The 16,724-nt window shown below is 72.4% G+C and carries 11 protein-coding genes; 5 read left to right on the forward strand and 6 right to left on the reverse strand.

Features of this window, described 5'->3' with window-relative positions:
• Positions 1–591 precede the first annotated feature (591 nt).
• Both MKK82_RS27340 and katG read right to left on the reverse strand, forming a co-directional pair.
• The gene (locus MKK82_RS27340; protein ID WP_243987484.1) at positions 592–903 is read right to left on the reverse strand and encodes a hypothetical protein; all 312 of its coding nucleotides are present in this window, start codon (positions 901–903) and stop codon (positions 592–594) included.
• A 367-nt stretch (positions 904–1,270) separates the two neighbouring features.
• Positions 1,271–3,592, reverse strand: coding sequence for a catalase/peroxidase HPI (gene katG / locus MKK82_RS27345; protein WP_238286268.1), 2,322 nt, complete (start codon positions 3,590–3,592; stop codon positions 1,271–1,273).
• 722 nt (positions 3,593–4,314) lie between these two features.
• On the opposite strand from katG, the gene MKK82_RS27350 reads away from it, so the two are divergent.
• From MKK82_RS27350 to MKK82_RS27370, 5 genes are all read left to right on the forward strand, one after another.
• The gene (locus tag MKK82_RS27350; RefSeq protein ID WP_238286267.1) at positions 4,315–5,679 is read left to right on the forward strand and encodes a hypothetical protein; all 1,365 of its coding nucleotides are present in this window, start codon (positions 4,315–4,317) and stop codon (positions 5,677–5,679) included.
• Positions 5,680–5,932: 253 nt separating this feature from the next.
• Positions 5,933–6,823 carry a LysR family transcriptional regulator gene (locus tag MKK82_RS27355; protein ID WP_238286266.1) on the forward strand — a complete coding sequence of 297 codons (891 nt, stop codon included), beginning with the start codon at positions 5,933–5,935 and terminating at the stop codon, positions 6,821–6,823.
• A gap of 98 nt (positions 6,824–6,921) precedes the next feature.
• Positions 6,922–7,686 carry an HpcH/HpaI aldolase family protein gene (locus MKK82_RS27360; RefSeq protein ID WP_238286265.1) on the forward strand — a complete coding sequence of 255 codons (765 nt, stop codon included), beginning with the start codon at positions 6,922–6,924 and terminating at the stop codon, positions 7,684–7,686.
• Positions 7,687–7,712: 26 nt separating this feature from the next.
• Positions 7,713–9,293 (forward strand): galactarate dehydratase, encoded by a 1,581-nt coding sequence (gene garD / locus MKK82_RS27365; RefSeq protein WP_238286264.1) that lies wholly within the window; start codon positions 7,713–7,715, stop codon positions 9,291–9,293.
• 483 nt (positions 9,294–9,776) lie between these two features.
• Positions 9,777–10,988: a PepSY-associated TM helix domain-containing protein gene (locus MKK82_RS27370; protein WP_238286263.1), complete on the forward strand. Its 1,212-nt coding sequence runs from the start codon at positions 9,777–9,779 to the stop codon at positions 10,986–10,988.
• Positions 10,989–11,045: 57 nt separating this feature from the next.
• Here MKK82_RS27370 and MKK82_RS27375 read toward each other — a convergent pair whose 3' ends face one another.
• The 4 genes from MKK82_RS27375 to MKK82_RS27390 all read right to left on the reverse strand — a co-directional run bounded on the left by MKK82_RS27375 (position 11,046) and on the right by MKK82_RS27390 (position 16,722).
• Entirely contained in the window at positions 11,046–13,229 is a 2,184-nt protein-coding gene (locus MKK82_RS27375) for a TonB-dependent siderophore receptor (protein WP_238286262.1), read from the reverse strand.
• Positions 13,230–13,650: 421 nt separating this feature from the next.
• On the reverse strand, positions 13,651–14,289 hold the full coding sequence (locus MKK82_RS27380) for a TetR/AcrR family transcriptional regulator (RefSeq protein WP_238286261.1): 639 nt from the start codon (positions 14,287–14,289) through the stop codon (positions 13,651–13,653).
• Positions 14,286–14,585, reverse strand: a complete 300-nt coding sequence (locus MKK82_RS27385; RefSeq protein WP_238286260.1) for a hypothetical protein — start codon at positions 14,583–14,585, stop codon at positions 14,286–14,288. The genes MKK82_RS27380 and MKK82_RS27385 overlap by 4 nt, the downstream gene beginning before the upstream one ends.
• A 289-nt stretch (positions 14,586–14,874) precedes the next feature.
• Positions 14,875–16,722 carry an NADPH-dependent assimilatory sulfite reductase hemoprotein subunit gene (locus MKK82_RS27390; RefSeq protein ID WP_238286259.1) on the reverse strand — a complete coding sequence of 616 codons (1,848 nt, stop codon included), beginning with the start codon at positions 16,720–16,722 and terminating at the stop codon, positions 14,875–14,877.
• Positions 16,723–16,724: the final 2 nt, after the last annotated feature.

Below are 16,724 nucleotides of genomic sequence, written 5' to 3' on the forward strand. Positions count from 1 at the left end.
TCCAGAACGTCGGTCTTGAGCCGAAGTGCTTCGCCGGCCGGACCCGGTCGTTCATCAGAGACAGGATGCGCCGAGTCCGCAAGATCGGGCCCGGTTCCCCGAGGCCCGGGTCCGGTGATGCGCCCGATCTTCGCCGCCCTCTGCCTCGCGTGCGCCGCCACGGCCGCCCTCGCCGGGGAACCGCTCGGGGACGGCCCCGTCGCGGCCGGCGGCTTCGGGATGGATGGCTCTGACTATTACGGCGACATCCATGCGCGCATGCCGTTCACGCGCGAGGAGGCGCCCCGGCCGATCGGCCTGGCCGACATCGCCCGCGCGCGGGCGCGCGGTGGCCTCGGCCCACACGATCCGCTCAGCCCACAGGCCGCCGCGGCACGCTCGTCCCCACCGCGGCTGAGCGCGCCGCGTCCGCCGGAGGCTGCCGGAACCCGTCCCCGTCGCGGCGGCCCTCGCCGCGGCAACGGCCGGGCCGGGTTTCGCTGTCGAAGATGGACGGCGCGAAGGACGGCGCGCGCTTCCTCAGCGCGCCCGCATGACCCCGGGAACGTATCGGGCGACTTGTCCCCCCGCACGGGCCTCCCGGGAGGAGACTCAATACCGGACGTTGGCGATGCCGCTGCCGCTGCGGCCGACGACGCTCTGGATCACCGCCTTGGTCGAGGGGCTGATGCCGCCGTCACCGCGCAGGCGGCGTCCATCCGCCCGTTCCAGGCGCGCGACGTCGTCCGCGCAGCGGTCCAGCGCGTAGCGGACCTTAGACGACAGGGGCAGGCCCCGTTGCGCGTCGCCGCCGCCCATCTCGAACCGCAGACAGGACGCGAGGTACCCTTTGAGGTCGTCGAAGGCGGCGGCCTGCGCGCTCGACGTGAGGGCGAGGACGAGCAGTGCGGACCGGATGAGCATCGGGCGCTCCTGGCGGGATCGGATCGCGCCGACAACGCGCGAGATGGCCATTGGTGGCCGCTGCCCGAACCCGCCCCGCGACGGCGATGCCCGTCGTACGCCGGGTCGGAATGCGTCGGCGTCGGAATGATGTGGCGGCGAGGTGGAGGGTCGGGCCGCCCGGCTCAGGCGCCCCGAACAGGCCGCGGCCCGCGGGGTTCCGCGGGCCGCGGAGGCCGGTCACGCGCCGGCCACCGCCTCGTCACCGGGAGGCGGCGGCCGGGCTCGGTCCGCGGACGGGATCGCCGGCTGCCCCCGGGACGGGCCGGTGGTCCGCGCCGGCAGTCAGGCCGCCGGTCGGGCCGCCGGTCGGGCCGCCATGGGCGCGTCAGGCCGCCATGGGCGCGGAGCGCCGGTGACCCTTCACGTCGAAGCGGTCCAGCATCATGACCTTGTCCCAGACCCGGACGAAATCGGCCACGAAGCGCCCGTGGCCGTCGCTGCCCGCGTAGGCGTCGGCGATGGACCGCAACTGCGCGTTCGACCCGAAGACGAGGTCGCTGCGCGTGGCCTCGAACCGCGCCTGTCCGCTGGCGCGGTCCTTGAGGACGAAGGTCATCGCTTCCGCGTCGGCCTTCTCCCAGACGAGGTCGATGTCGGTGAGCGTGCGGAAGAAATCCGTCGTCAGCACCCCGACGCGGTCGGTGAAGACCCCCCGGTTCGAGCCATCGTGGTTGGCGTTCAGGGCGCGCAGGCCCCCGGTCAGGACCGCCCATTCCGGGGCGGTCAGCGTCATCAGGTTGGCCTTGTCGAGGAACAGCGCCTCCGGCGAGACGCTGCGGGTCATCCGTCCGAACCCGTCATCGACGTAGTTGCGGAAACCGTCCACCACCGGCTTCAGCCACTCGAACATCTCGATGTCGGTCAGTGCCTGGGTGGTGTCGACGCGGCCCGGCGTGAACGGCACCGTGACCGCCACCCCGGCATCCGCCGCGGCCTTCTCCACGGCGACGCAGCCGCCGAGGACGATCAGGTCGGCGAGCGAGACCCGCATCCCGTCGCTGCGCCCGTCGTTGAACGTGGCCATCACGCCGCGCAGGGCCGCGATGACCGGCGCGGCGCGGCGGTTGACGGCCCAGTCCTTCTGGGGCGCCAGCGCGAGGCGGCCGCCGTTGGCGCCGCCGCGCTTGTCGCTGTCGCGGTAGGTCGAGGCCGCCGAGAAGGCCGTGAAGGCGAGGTCGGAGACCGACAGCCCGGTCGCCGTGATCGCCTGCTTCAGCGCGGCGATCTCCGCGTCGCCGACCGGCCGATGGGCGGCGTCGGGCAGCGGGTCCTGCCACAGGAGACCGTCCTCGATCGTCACCTCCGGACCGAGGTAGCGGTGCTTCGGCCCCATGTCGCGGTGGGTGAGCTTGTACCACGCCTTGGAGAAGGCCTGCGTGAAGGCGTCGAAGTCGTCGAGGAACTTCTCGCAGACCTTGCGGTACGCCGGATCGACCTTGAGGGCGATGTCGGAGGTCATCATCATCAGCGGGTGCGTCTGGCCCGCCACGTGGGCGTCGGGCGTCCGCGGCGCGTTCGCGTCCTTGGGCGTCCATTGCAGGGCGCCGGCCGGGCTCTTGGTCTGCTCCCACTCGAACCTGAAGAGGTTCTCCAGATAGGCGTTGTCCCACCGGGTCGGGTCGGGCGTCCAGCTGCCCTCGATGCCGTTGGTCATCGTGTCCTTGCCGGCGCCGGCCCCCTTCGGGTTGTGCCAGCCCAGCCCCATCGCCTCCATCGGCGCCATCTCGGGGGGCGGGCCGATCTCCTTGGCGGGCACCATGCCGTGGCTCTTGCCGAAGGCGTGGCCGCCCGCGATCAGCGCCACCGTCTCCTCGTCGTTCATCGCCATGCGGGTGAAGGTGACCCGGATGTCGTGCGCCGAACCCTGCGGATCGCCGTTGGCGTAGGGGCCCTCCGGATTGACGTAGATGAGCGACTGGTGGGACGCCGCGAGCGGGTTCTCCAGGTCGTAGTCGGCGTCGCCGTTCTGGCCGCGCCAGCGCTTGTCGCGGTTCACCATGTCGTCGAAGCTCGACACCGTCCCCATGTCGACCACTTCGGGACCCCAGTAGGTGGCGTTGTCCGCCTCCCAGGCGTCGAGCCGCCCGCCGGCGAAGCCGTAGGTCGGCAGGCCCATGATCTCCAGGGCGCAATTGCCGGTCAGCACCATGAGGTCGGCCCACGACAGGGCGTTGCCGTACTTGTGCTTGATCGGCTGCAGGAGGCGGCGCGACTTGTCGGTGTTGCCGTTGTCCCACCAACTCGAGATCGGCGCGAAGCGCTGCATGCCGGTTCCGGCCCCCCCGCGCCCGTCGGCGATGCGGTAGGTGCCGGCCGAGTGCCAGGCCATGCGGATCATCTGCGGACCGTAATTGCCGTAGTCGGACGGCCACCACGCCACCGACGTGGTCAGGAACTGCTTGATGTCGCGCTTGAGGGCGTCGAGATCGATCGCGTTGAACGCGGCGGCGTAGTCGAACTCCGGCCCGAGGGGATCGGCCGCGAGCCCGTTCTGGTGGAGGAGTTCGACCCGCAGCCGGTGGGGATACCAGTTCTCCAGCGCCGGCCGGGCTCCCAGGGCGCCGCCGATCCGGTCACCGCCGAACGGGCACTGGCCCTTCATCTCGAAAGTGGTCGTGTCGGTCTTGTCGATCGTCATCTCGTTCATCGAAGTCCCCCCTGCACGTGAAACCGATGTCGCCCGGCCGAGGGCGCCGCCGGCCTCTTAGCCTACACCGGCCGTCGGCGACGGCGGGACGGTGCGGGCGGCCTCTCACCTTCGGGAGCACTTCCCGCCGGGCCCGAAGCCGTCCGCGACATCTGGCGGCGAGCATCGGAATCAAGAGGCTGCCGCTTTTGCCGCAGGCGTGGCCGTGGCCGGCGCCGCCGCCGCGCGACCCGCCCCGGGGCGCCGCAGGCGGCCCCGCCGCGAGGGCGAGGCCGCGGGGAAGCGGCCTGGCGGCGGCCTGGCGGCGGCCTCGCGGCGGCATCCGCGATCCGCCCGGCTCTCGCGCGACTGTGATCGACCGCGGGGCCGTCACCCCGGCCCGGTCGCTCGGCACGGGCCGGCTGCGGGCCGGGCAAGACCGGCGATGTCCCGCTCTGAAACGGATGGGGCCGTCCCGGCTTGGCCCGCCGCATGCTGGTCGACCCCCCGGCGCGGGTCGTCCGACCAGTCCGACACGACGTTCAACGGGGCCTCCGGGTGAAGCATTCGGTCTGTGACCGCCTCCGTCATCACCGGCGAAGCGAGGTCGGCCGGGACGGCACGACGCCGGCGGCCGCGGCGCCGGCCGGGGCGCCGCCCTCCGAAATCTTCGGCGGCGGGCCGTCCCGGAAGTCGGTCCGGGGAGCGCAGGGCCCATCTGATCGCCCGGGGCGGCCGCAGGCATGACGCGGTGTGATCGCCGTCTGATCCTGCGGGGACTCGCCGTCACGGCCGCCGCGACGGCGGCCGGCCTGTCGGCCCGTCTGTCCGCCAGCCCCTCGTCAACGCGCGAGGAGGAGCGCCGCCTGCACGGACCCGCGCCCTGGCAGGCCGCCGATTTCGTCGGCCGCATCGGCGTCAATGTCCATCTGGCCCAGAAGGGCACCGTGTACGACCGGTACTTCGAGAGTTCGATCCTCGGGGCGATCGAGGATCTCGCGGTCACGCAGATCCGGCAGGGTGTCTACAGCCCGGCGCCGGGCGTGACCGATGTCCTCTACCAGCGCATGCGGGCGCTGACGCGGATGGGCTGCCGCTTCTCGGTGGTGTGCAACGATCCGAGCGATCAGTACGTCACGACGCCGCCCTCGGCGCTGCCGCGGATCCACGAGTTGTGCGGGGGGGCCATTGACATCGTCGAGGGCGGCAACGAGCCCGCCCTCCTCGCCGACCCGGTGCGCAACCCCACCCTGTCGTGGCGGCACCAGCGCGACCTTCACGAGACGATCCGCCGGGATCTGCCCGGTTCGGCGATCGCGGTCGCCTCGCCCAGCTACGTGCAGGGCAACATCGCCCTGGCGAGGCCGCTGGCGGGGTTCGTGGACCGGTCCAACCTCCACCCCTATCCCGGCATGGAGCATCCCGAGACCGGTGGTCCGGGTCGCCTGAGCGGGTTCCGCGAGGCGATGGTCCCGGTCTGCGGCACGGTCGAGAGCATCATCACGGAGACGGGCTACCACACGGCGCTCGCGACCGCGTCGGCCCATCTGCCGGTCTCGGAAGAGATCCGCGCCCGCTACACGCCGCGCCTGCTCCTGTTCGCGTATCTCGCGGGCATGCGACGGACCTACCTCTACGAGCTCCGGTCCAGCTTCGGACGCGGCCCCGCCGACCCCGAATCCGCGTTCGGGCTGCTGACCCACGAGGGCGCTCCGACGGCGGCGTACCGGGCCGTCAAGCGGCTCATCGCCCTCTTCTCGGGCCCGCGCGGACCGGCCGGGGTGCCGGCGCGGGAGCGGCCCCGCCTCCTCCAGCTCGCGACGGTCGGCGATCATCGGGATGTTCAGGCCGCCGCCTTCCGACGCGGCGACGGCGCGGTTCTGCTGCCGCTGTGGCTCGGCGTCCCCGGCTGGGACCCGGCCACGCGGACGACGCGGCCGCCGGTCACCCGCCGTCTCCGGCTGGAGGGCGCCGACGGACGCAACGCCGTCACCCTGCACCGCTTCGACGACGAGGGCGGGGTCCGCACCGAGCCGGTGGTCCTCGAGCGCGGGGCCGGCGCGATCGAGATTTCCGATCGCCTGACGGTCCTGGAACTGGCGGCCTGACGCGTCCTGGCGGGGCCCGACGCGTCCTGGCGCCTACCGCGGGTCGGGCATCGGGGGCCCGCGGCTCTCGCCGCCTCCGGGATGATCCGGGTCCTGGCGGAGTTCCGCGATGAGGAAGGCGCCGGATCTTCGCCACATCCCGCGGCGTGCCATTGAAATCGCGGCGTCGGACAGGTTCTGAGAGGGCTGCCGGGGCGCGCCGGGCGCCGGTGCCTCATGCGCCCCGGCCGCGCCGCGCGCAGAGGGAGCGTCCATGTTCGACTTCAGCCAGCTCCGGTGCTTCGCCGCGGTGGCCGAGGAACTCCATTTCGGCCGCGCCGCCGCCCGGCTGAACATGACGCAGCCGCCCCTGTCGCGGCAGATCCAGGTTCTGGAGCGCGTCCTCGCCGTGCAACTCCTCGAACGGACCAGCCGCTCGGTCCGTCTGACCGCGGCCGGGCGCAGCTTCCTGCCCGAGGCCCAGCGCATCCTGCGGCTCGCCGAGGCGGCGACGCACACGACCCGTCAGGTGGCCGCCGGGCGCGCGGGCGTGCTCAAGCTCGGCTTCACGGCGGCCTCGGCCTACGATTTCCTGCCCCGGCTCGTGACGGCCCTCCGGCGGACGCTGCCCGACGTGACCCTGGCGCTGCGCGAGATGGTGACCAAGGATCAGGTCGAGGAACTGCTCGCCGGCCGGATCGACGCCGCGCTGGTGCGCCCCCCCGTGACGCATCCCGACCTCGTCGCCGTCCGGGCGCTGGCCGAGCCGCTCGTGGTCGCGCTGCCGGCCGGGAACCCCCTGGTCGCGCGCGACGCCCTCGCGCCCCGCGACCTCGCCGGCGAGGACCTCATCGCCTACGCGCCGAACGAGGCCCGCTACTTCCACGACCTCGTCCAGGGCCTCCTCGCCGAGGCCGAGATCCAGCCGCGGATCGTGCAGCAGCTGACGCAGATCCACTCGATCCTCGCCCTGGTCCGCAGCGCCCTCGGGGTCGCCCTCGTCCCGGCGGCGGCCGAGCGCCTGCGCCTCGACGGCGTCGTGTTCCGCCCCCTGGCCCTGCCCGTCCCGCGCCCGGCCGAGCTGATCCTCGCATGGCGGCGGGACGCGGACGAGCCGCTGCTCGCGCAGCTGATCGCGATCCTCCAGGCGATGCCGCCGGCCTGACCGATGCCGGAGCGGTATCGATCAATCCACGCTTTGGCTTTGACCCCGGGACGGAACACTGCACCTATAGGTTGGATAACAATCCAGGGAGGATCGCGATGGACAGCCTGACCAATCGCTTCAAGGCGGCGCTCCGCGAGGGCCGTCAGCAGGTCGGCCTGTGGTGCAGCCTCGCCAGCCCGATCTCCACCGAGATCGTCGCGGGCGCCGGGTTCGACTGGCTGCTCCTCGACATGGAGCACTCGGCCAACGACCTCCGCGACATCTACGCCCAGCTCCAGGCGATGATGGAGGGCGACACCCACCCGATGGTCCGGGTGCCGAGCGACGACCCCATCACGATCAAGCGCATCCTCGACGCCGGCGCGCAGTCGCTGATGATCCCCAACATCGACGACGCCGAGCAGGCCGCCCGGGTGGTCGCGGCGACGCGCTACGCGCCCCGCGGCATCCGCGGCTTCTCGCAGGCGCCCCGCGCCGCCCGGTTCGGCCGGATCAAGGACTATCACACCCGCTGCGAGGCCGAGATCTTCGTGGCGGTGCAGGTCGAGTCGCGCCGCGCCCTCGACAACCTGGACGCGATCGCCGCCGTGGAGGGGGTGGACGGCGTCTTCATCGGACCCGGCGACCTCTCCACCAGCCTCGGCTATGTCGGCCAGCAGGGCCACCCGGAGGTGGTGCGCACCATCGAGGAGGCGGTCGCCCGGATCGGCAAGGCCGGCAAGCATGCCGGCATCCTGACGCCGAGCGAGGAGCTGGCGCGCCGCTACATCGCGGCCGGCACCCATTTCACCGCCGTGGGTTCGGACGCGGGCTTGCTCGCCCGCAACGCCGAGGCCCTCGCCGCCCGCTTCCGCGCCTGAGCGCGGTCGCTATCAGGGAGTCCACGATGCAGGCCGAGATCGAAGCCCCGACCCGCGCGCACCCGGCCGGCGCGGGGGCCGGTGACCTGCCGCGCACGATCCGCCTGAGCGCGGACGACAACGTCGCGATCGTGGTCAACGCCTTCGGGCTGCCGGCCGGCACGGTGTTCCCGGACGGGCTGGAGCTCGTCGAGTTCGTGCCGCAGGGCCACAAGGTCGCGCTCAGCGACATCGCGGAGGGCGGGGCGGTGCGCCGCTACGGCGAGGTGGTGGGCATCGCCACGCAGGCGATCCCGCGGGGCGCCTGGGTGGAGGAATCCCGCGTCGCGACGCCGGTCGCCCCCGCCCTCGACGCCCTGGAGCTGGCCACGCGCGTGCCGGCCCCCCTGCCCCCGCTGGAGGGCTTCACCTTCGCGGGCTACCGCAACCCGGACGGGTCGGTGGGCACCAAGAACATCCTGGCGATCTCGATCAGCGTGCAATGCGTCGCCGGTACCCTCGACGTGGCGATCCGGCGGATCAAGCAGGAGCTGCTGCCGCGCTACCCCAACGTCGACGACGTGGTCGGCCTGACCCACGCCTATGGCTGCGGCGTCGCCATCAATGCCCCCGAGGCGGTGGTGCCGATCCGGACACTCCAGAGCCTCGCGCAGAACCCCAACTTCGGCGGCGAGGTCATGGTCGTCGGCCTCGGCTGCGAGAAGCTCGTCTCGGAGCGGCTGCTCCCCGACAACGGGGCGGCCGGCGACGGGGTGGTGCGGCTCCAGGACGAGCGCCACCGCGGCTTCGCCGCCATGATCGACAGCATCCTGGCGATGGCGGAGGCCCGCCTGGAGGTGCTGAACCGCCGGACCCGCGAGACCTGCCCGGCCTCCGACCTGGTGGTCGGCCTGCAATGCGGCGGCAGCGACGCCTTCTCAGGGGTGACCGCCAACCCGGCCCTCGGCTTCGCGGCCGACCTGCTGGTCCGCTGCGGCGCCACCGTGATGTTCTCGGAAGTCACGGAGGTCCGCGACGCGATCCACCTCCTCACCCCCCGGGCGAAGAGCCCCGAGGTCGCCCAGGCGCTGATCCGCGAGATGGCGTGGTACGACGCCTATCTCGCCAAGGGCGAGGCCGACCGCCGCGCCAATCCCTCGCCGGGCAACAAGAAGGGCGGCCTCAACAACATCGTCGAGAAGGCCCTGGGCTCGGTCGCCAAGTCGGGCACGAGCGCGATCTCCGGGGTTCTCGCCCCGGGCGAGCGCGTGCGGGAGAAGGGCCTGATCTTCGCCGCGACACCGGCGAGCGACTTCGTCTGCGGCACGCTCCAGCTCGCCTCGGGGATCACCCTGCAGGTGTTCTCCACCGGCCGCGGCACGCCCTACGGCCTCAGCCAGGCCCCGGTGATCAAGGTCGCCACCCGCACGGAGCTCGCCGAGCGCTGGTCCGACCTGATCGACCTCGACGCAGGCCGCATCGCCACCGGCGCGGCCACGATCGAGGAGGTCGGCTGGGAGCTGTTCCACCTGATCCTCGACGTGGCGAGCGGGCGCAAGCGCCCCTGGTCCGACCAGTGGGGGCTGTTCAACGACCTGACGCTGTTCAACCCGGCGCCGATCACCTGAGACGGCTTTCCGGGGGAGCCCTCGGCCGGACCGCCCCTCCTTCGGCGCGGGGCGCAGCGAAGGGACCCGGGGCCGCGCGAGGCCGGTCGGCGCGGCGCCGGCCGGATGGCGTCGCGGCACCCGCGCGGATGGCGTCGCTTCGCCCGCGCGGATGGCGGCCAAGGCGCCGGCCCGACATGGGGCGTGAGGTTGCCCGCGCGCCCATTCCGCGCCCCATCCCGGGACGCCGCGAGCGCGCCCGGCGTTGGCGATTCGGGACCGCCATCGGTGCGAAGACCTGGCGCGCCGGCGGCACCGGTCCCGGGCTCGGCCGCGCGGACCCCGGATGACGGGGAGGCCGTCCGTTCGAGCCGCTGTCCGATCCGGGACCGGCCTCGCGGCCTGCGCGCCGTCCGGATGAGTCCCGCCCCGCGACCGCCCCGGGGCATGCGTCCCGCGGCATCGTCACCTCGGCCGGACTCTGCTAGGCAGCCGCCGACCGCCATGATGCTGCCGATTCCCTCCCCCCGGACGATGCTCTTCCGCCTGCACTGGGCGCTGGGCCTCACCGCCGGCCTCGTCCTCGCGCTGATGGGCCTGACCGGGGCGCTGATGAGCTACGAGGAGGCAATCACCGCCTTCGCCAACCGCGACCGGCTGGCGGTGACGGCCGGCGACCGGCCGGTTCTCTCCCCCTCCGCCCTGATCGCCCGGATCGACGCGCAGGTGGGCGGGCGCCGGGTCGACGCGCTGACCCTGTCGGAGGATCCCGCCGCCAGCGTCCACGTCCGCTTCGCCCGCGATCCGGAGACCCGCCTGCGGCCTCCCTCGGTCTATGCCGACCCCCATGACGGCGCGGTGCTGGGGCCGGTGCGGCTCGAGGCGGCGTTCGCGACGGTGCGGGACCTGCACCGCTGGCTGCTCATCCCGGGCGGGTCCAAGGGCTGGGGCCGCACGATCACGGGCGCCTGCCTGTGGGCACTCCTGGCCTTCCTGGCGACCGGCCTCTACCTGCGCTGGCCCAGGATCCACCGCTGGCGGATCTGGCTGAGACCGAGCCTGTCGCGTCCCGGCCGCGCGCGGTGGTGGTCGCTCCACGCGGTGGCGGGGACGTGGCTCACGCCGGTCTACCTCGTCATCGCGCTCACCGGCCTGACTTGGTCCTACCCGTGGTTCAAGGACGGCGCCACGGCGCTTCTCGCGGGCGGCGACGCGGCGAAGCCCGTCCGTACGCCCGGCCGCACGGCGGTCCACGGCCGGCCGGCCGAAGCCACCGCGCCGCTGGAGCCGCCGCCCCTCGACCGCGCCTGGGCCGCCTTCCGGGCGGCGGAGGGGCGCGAGGCGGTCTCCGCGATCCTGAGCGTGCCGGAGGCCGAGGCGGTCTCGATCCGCATCCGCTGGCTGCCACGGGGCGTCGACGCGCCGAGCGCCCGCAACGAGGCGCGCTACCACGCCGCCACGGGCGTGCTGGTCTCGGCCGAGCACGCCGCCGACCTGCCGCTCGGGCGGCGCCTCGTGGAGAACATCCTGGAGGTGCATCGCGGCCGATTCTTCGGCGACCCCTTCGCCCTGCTGTTCTGCCTCGCGGCGCTGGCCATGCCGGGCTTCGCGGCCACCGGGCTGACGCTCTACCTCCTGCGCCGCCGGGCTGACGCCCGCCGCGGGGCGATCGAGCCCGCGCCATCGGCGGCGGCCGTTCGCGCCGCGAACCCCTGAGACAGCGTCCGCTCGAAGCCCCCGGCCGGAACCTGCGGTCGCCGCAGGTCCCGCGACTTAGAGCCGGGCGGTGATCGTCGCCAGCACCGAGAGCGGTGCGCCCGGGAGGTTGTTGAACGGGTTGAACGGCTGCTCGATGTAGCGCCGGTCGGTCAGGTTCCGCGCGTTGATCGAGAACCGGGCGTGCTCGCCGAAGTCGTAGAACACGGCCGCGTCCAGTCGGGCGTAGCCGCCCACCGCATAGCTGCTGTTCAGGTCGCCGGCGCGGCGCCCGACATAGGTGATCCCGGCCCCGACGGTCCAGCCGAGCAGGACGCCCTCCTGAAACTGGTAGGTCGACCAGATGCTGCCGCTGAAGGCCGGCGCGCCGACCAGCCGGTTGCCCACCGCGAAGGTGGTGTCCCGCGTGATCCGGGCATCAAGGACGCTGATGCCCCCGATGACCTTCCATCCCGGCAGGACCTGGCCGGCGAGGTCGGCCTCTACGCCCTCGGAGCGCTGCTGCCCGGTGATCACCGAGAAGCCCGTATTGACCGGGTCGGCGGCCGCGACGTTGTTGCGGATGATGCGGAAGGCCGCCGTCGACAGGGTCAGGTCCGGGTTCAGGTCGAGCCGGCTGCCGATCTCGTAGAGTTCGCCGGTCTCGGGACGCGGATTGCCGGCGTTGTAGACGTTGTCGGTCTGCGGCTTGAACGAGGTCGCGTAGCTCGCATAGAGCGTCAGCGGCTCCGCGGGCCGGTAGATGAGGCCGACGCGGGGCGAGGTCCCGGACAGTTCCTGGTCGGGCGGGATCGTGCGCGAGGTCGGGACGCGGCTGAAATAATACTGCGTGCCCGTGTCGTAGCGGACGCCGACGAGCAGTTGCAGGCCGAGGCCGAGATCGATCTGGTCCTGCGCGTACAGGCCGGCCAGCGCGTTCTTCTGCTTGAGGTCGGACTGGAACTGCAGTCCGACGATCGTGGGGCCGGGGAGCGGGGCGAGGAAGTTCACCGACGGGTAGGTGGCGCTCTGCGTCGTGTAGGCGCGGCGGTAGCCGTTGGTGTACTCGACGCCGGCCAGCACCGTGTGCCGGAAGCCCAGCAGGTCGAACTTGGCCACGATCTCGGTCTGACTGTCGACGGAGGCGTAGGTCGAGTAGACGCCGGTCTCGCGGCGGGTCACCGTCGTGTTGCCGTCGGTGAGGCCGGTGGCGCGGCTCGCCAGCGCGTTGAACCCGCCCCATTGCGCGTTGAGCACCTCGCGCAGGGTGATGTTGGCGTTGAGGTCGTGCTCGACCTTGAGCAGGCCGAAGCTCGCGTCGCCGTTGTAGCGGGAGAACGGCGCCCCGTAGTAGCGCGCGACGTTGTCGAGGGGCACGCGGCCGTTCCGGGCGACGAGGCCCTCGTCGTACTGGTTGTCGACCCGGGTGAACTCGCCGAGGAACGTGACGCGCGTGTCCGGCGCCGGGGTCCACGCGAAGGCCGGGGCCACGAAGGTGCGGGAATTGTCCCGCCCGCCGAAGTTGCGGAAGGTCGGGTCCGATTGCCCGGCGAAGCTGAGGCGCGCCGCCAGGCCCTCCACGCCCTCGATCGCGCCCGACACCGAGCCCTGCACCCGCCGGAAGCCGAAGCTGCCGGCCTGCAGGTTGATGTCGCCGGACGGCGCCCGGGTGGGCTGCCGGGTGACGATGTTGATCAGGCCTCCGGGATCGCCGCGCCCGTACAGGACCGAGGCCGGCCCCTTCAGCACCTCGATCCGCTCCACGTCGGCCAGATCCCGGGTGACCGCGGAGAAGTTGCCGGCTTGGTTCAGCAGCACGCCGTCGATGGCGTAGGTCTGGGTCCTGAAGCCGCGGATTATGAAGGTGTCGCTCCGGCCCTGGATCGTGCCCCCGGGCTGGACGCTGCTGACGTTCTGCAGCGCGTCGCTCAGGCGAATGTCCTGCTGATCGACCAGCACGTCGCGCGGCACCACCTGCACCGCTTGCGGCGTATCCCGCAGGGCCGTGTCGGTGCGGGTCGCGGTGGCCGAGCGCGTGGCGCGATAGCCGATCACCGGCCCGCCTGCCCGCTCCACCGCGGGCCCCGTCCCGGTGACGCTCAGTTCGGAGAGAGCGATCTCATCGGTCGCCGGTCCGGCTTGCGCGCCGACCGGGGCGGGAAGCAGGATCAGCAGCGTCGTGGCGAGCCCGACGGCGCGGACGGTCCAGTCATCCTGCGCGTTTGCCTTGTGATCGATCGTGTCGATCCGGTCCGAGCTCATAGGTTAAAATCGTTCTCAGGAGGTTCGCATCGTGGCGATGGCCTTTTCCTAGAAGCGTTCATCCCGAGCGGTTCAATGCAGGATGGGCGGCGGGACGACGGAAACCGTGGTCTCTCTGCCAAAATGGCCATCCATGTGGCTAAAGCGTCACGGGGATGTCGTCGAAAGATTTGAACTTGTTCAAAAGTGACTGCCTGGGCGTGTATGTGGCCGACGCCTAGACAACCCCACCGACGCGGCCCGGCGCGACGGCCAGAACGGTCTGGTTCGGGCGAATCGCGTCGCGCTCACCCTGCCGGGGCCTGACCGGGCACGCCGCCACGCGGCACACGGCCGACCGGCCCGCGCGAGGGGGGCGCGGGCCGGTCGGCCTAGCGGGGGCCGTGACTGGCCCGCGATCGGGAATGAGATCGGGATAAGATCAGGGGCCCGCCGGCGGCCCGGCGGCCCCGGCCCGCGGCAGGCGGCCGTCGAGCCCCGCCTCCAGCAGCGCGTGGAGCTGCGCCACGGCCGCGGCCACGTCGTAATCCGGCAGCGCGGCGCGGCCGACGACGATTCCCCGCATCAGCGGCCCGAGAACCGCGTAGAGCGCGGCCGGATCGAAGTCCGGGGCGCTGGACAGCGCCGCGAAGGTTGCCGTGAACCAGTCCCGGGTCTCGGCCTCCGTCCGCGCCGTCATGGCGGCGATGGCCGCGTTGCGGGTGGATTCCGACCAGATCTCCACCCGCAGGGTCGCGGCCTCGCGGCTGATCGACACGAAGTAGCGGGCAATGATCTCCAGCAGCGCGCCGCGTCGGTCGCCGCTGACCTCCATCTCGGCCACCAGACGGGTGCCGCGCTCGCGCTCGCGCTCCACGAGCCCGAGGACCAGGGCCTCCTTGGATTCGAAGTAGCGATAGAAATTGCCGGGACTCATCGCCGCCTCGCGGGCGAGATCCTGCATGGTGGTGCGGTGGAAGCCGTTGCGGGTGAAGCAGGCCTCGGCGGCGTCGAGGATGTGTTCGCGCCGGGTGGCGGGATTGCCGCGGGGGGGCGCCGCTCCGGCGGCCTCGACGCTCACCGCCCGGGCTGGGCCGCGAGGGCGACCGGCACGATCCGGCTCTGATCCTTGGCCGGGATGGAGACCGCGCAGGATTGCGGCCCCTGATGCAGATCCGCGCAGATCCGCGCCTGCCAGCCGTCCGGACCGGCCCCGGTCCAGCCGATCAGCGCCAACCAAGCCAGGGCCAGAACGGCGCCGAAGGTCAGGTTGGCGGGTGTGCAGACCGCGCGGGCGAGGGCGAGGACACCCGGGCCACGGGCGCCGAAACGATCGGAGTCCAGATCGGACCAGCGGCCTTCGAACGTGAGAGCCATCGTGCGCTCCTGCTTGCCTTCTCCTTGTAATGAACGTTCATTCCCACTGGATGCCGGAAAGTCGCCACGACGGCGGGATCCCGCCGGCCGTCGAGCACGGGGACAGGCGCGGGCGTGACCCTGGCCGGTTCGAAGGCGCCGCTTCAAAGGGGTGCCGGTGCCGTCTGCGCGGGACGAGGCGGGCGGGAGGACCGGGGTGGGTCCGATCCCGGCCCCCTCTCGCCCCGCCGCCGCATCGCCCGGCCGGAGCGCATCCGGGCGGCCTGCCCCGGATGCGCGCGGCGCGCCGTCAGCCGAGCACGGCCGGCTTGAGGGCCCCGGTGCGGTCGTGGAAGTCCGGGCCGTTGGTGGTCCGGGCCACGTGGCCGGCCCGGATCAGGTAGTCGCCGAAATGCTCGCCCGGCTGCCGGCCCTTGGCGTAGTCGGCAAACAGCGGGTCGAGGGTGCCGCGGATCTCGGAGGCGGCCACGTCCTCCCGGTAGAGCTTGTTCAGGCGCGAGCCGTCGAAGGCGGCGCCGAGATAGAGGTGGTAGCGCTCCGGGCCGCGGCCCACGAGGCCGATCTCGGCGATGAACGGTCGGGCGCAGCCGTTCGGGCAGCCGGTGGAGCGGATCGTGATCTCCTCCTCGGCGAGCCCGTGGGACGCGAGGCTCTCCTCCAGCTCGCTCATCAGGTCGGGCAGGTAGCGCTCGCTCTCGGCCAGCGCGAGGCCGCAGGTCGGCAGGGCCACGCAGGCCATCGAATTGCGCCGGAGCGCACCGGCGCCCCGGGTCAGGCCGTACTCGTCGACGAGCGCGTCGATCTCGGCCCGCTTCTCCGCCGGGACGTTGGCGACGATCACGTTCTGATTGCCGGTGAGGCGGAAATCGCCCTGGTGCACCTCGGCGATGCGGCGCAGCCCCGAGAGGAATTGCGGGCCGCCGTCGATGTCCTTGATCCGGCCCGACGGCACGTACAGCGTCAGGTGATGGCGGCCGTCGTCGCCCTCGACCCAGCCGTAGCGGTCGCCGTTGCCGGTGAACACGTAGGGCTTGGGTGCGCCGAGCTTCTTGCCGACGCGCGCCTCCACCTCGGCGCGGAAGGCGTCCAGCCCGTAGCGCTCGATCGTGTACTTGAGCCGGGCGTTCTTGCGGTTCTTGCGGTTGCCCCAGTCACGCTGGACCGTCATCACGGCCTCGGCGACCTTGATGGCGTCCTCGGGCTCCACGAAGCCCATCACGTCCGCGGTGCGCGGGAAGGTGTCGGGCTCGCCGTGGGTCATGCCCATGCCGCCGCCGACCGTGACGTTCCAACCGGTGACCTGGTTCTTCTCGTCGAGGATCGCGATGAAGCCGAGATCGTGGGCGAAGATGTCGACCTCGTTGGAGGGCGGCACCGCCACCACGGTCTTGAACTTCCGCGGCAGGTAGGTCCGGCCGTAGACCGGCTCGACTTCGGCCGCGTCCTCGCCGCCGACCACGCGCTCGCCGTCGAGCCAGATCTCGCGCCACGCGCTGGTCTTCGGCAGCAGCGAGTCGGAGATGTCCTTGGCCAGCTGGTAGGCGGCCCTGTGGGCGCCCGCTTGCGCCGGGTTCGTCGCCGCCATGACGTTGCGGTTGACGTCGCCGCAGGCTGCGATCGTGTCGAGGAGCGCGCCGTCGATGGCGGCCATCGTGCGCTTCAGGTTCGACTTGATCACACCGTGGTACTGGAAGGTCTGGCGCGTGGTCGCGCGCAGCGCCCCGCCCGCGTAGGTCCGGGCGATGTCGTCGAGGATCAGCCACTGCTTCGGCGTGATCACGCCGCCGGCGATGCGCAGGCGGATCATGAAGCTGTAGGCCTTGTCGAGCTTCTTCTTGGTGCGCTCGGGGCGCAGGTCCCGGTCGTCCTGCAGGTACATCCCGTGGAACTTCACGAGCTGCCCGTCATCCTCCGAGATCGCCCCGGTGGCGTGCTTGAGGAGGCCGTCGGCCAGCGTGCCGCGGAGGTAGCCGCTGGCGATCTTGATGTGCTCGTTGGCGGCGAGCTGGGCCGCGCGGGCGGCCTCGGCCTCGGTGATCGGCCGCTCCGCAGGCGGGGTCTCGTAGATGCGCTTGGCCGGGGTGGCGGCGCCGGGGGCCGGGGTCTCGGCGGCGTCGCGGGGGCTGTGGTCGTCCATGG

This window comes from Methylobacterium sp. E-046, assembly GCF_022829625.1.
In the GTDB taxonomy this organism is placed as follows: domain Bacteria; phylum Pseudomonadota; class Alphaproteobacteria; order Rhizobiales; family Beijerinckiaceae; genus Methylobacterium; species Methylobacterium longum.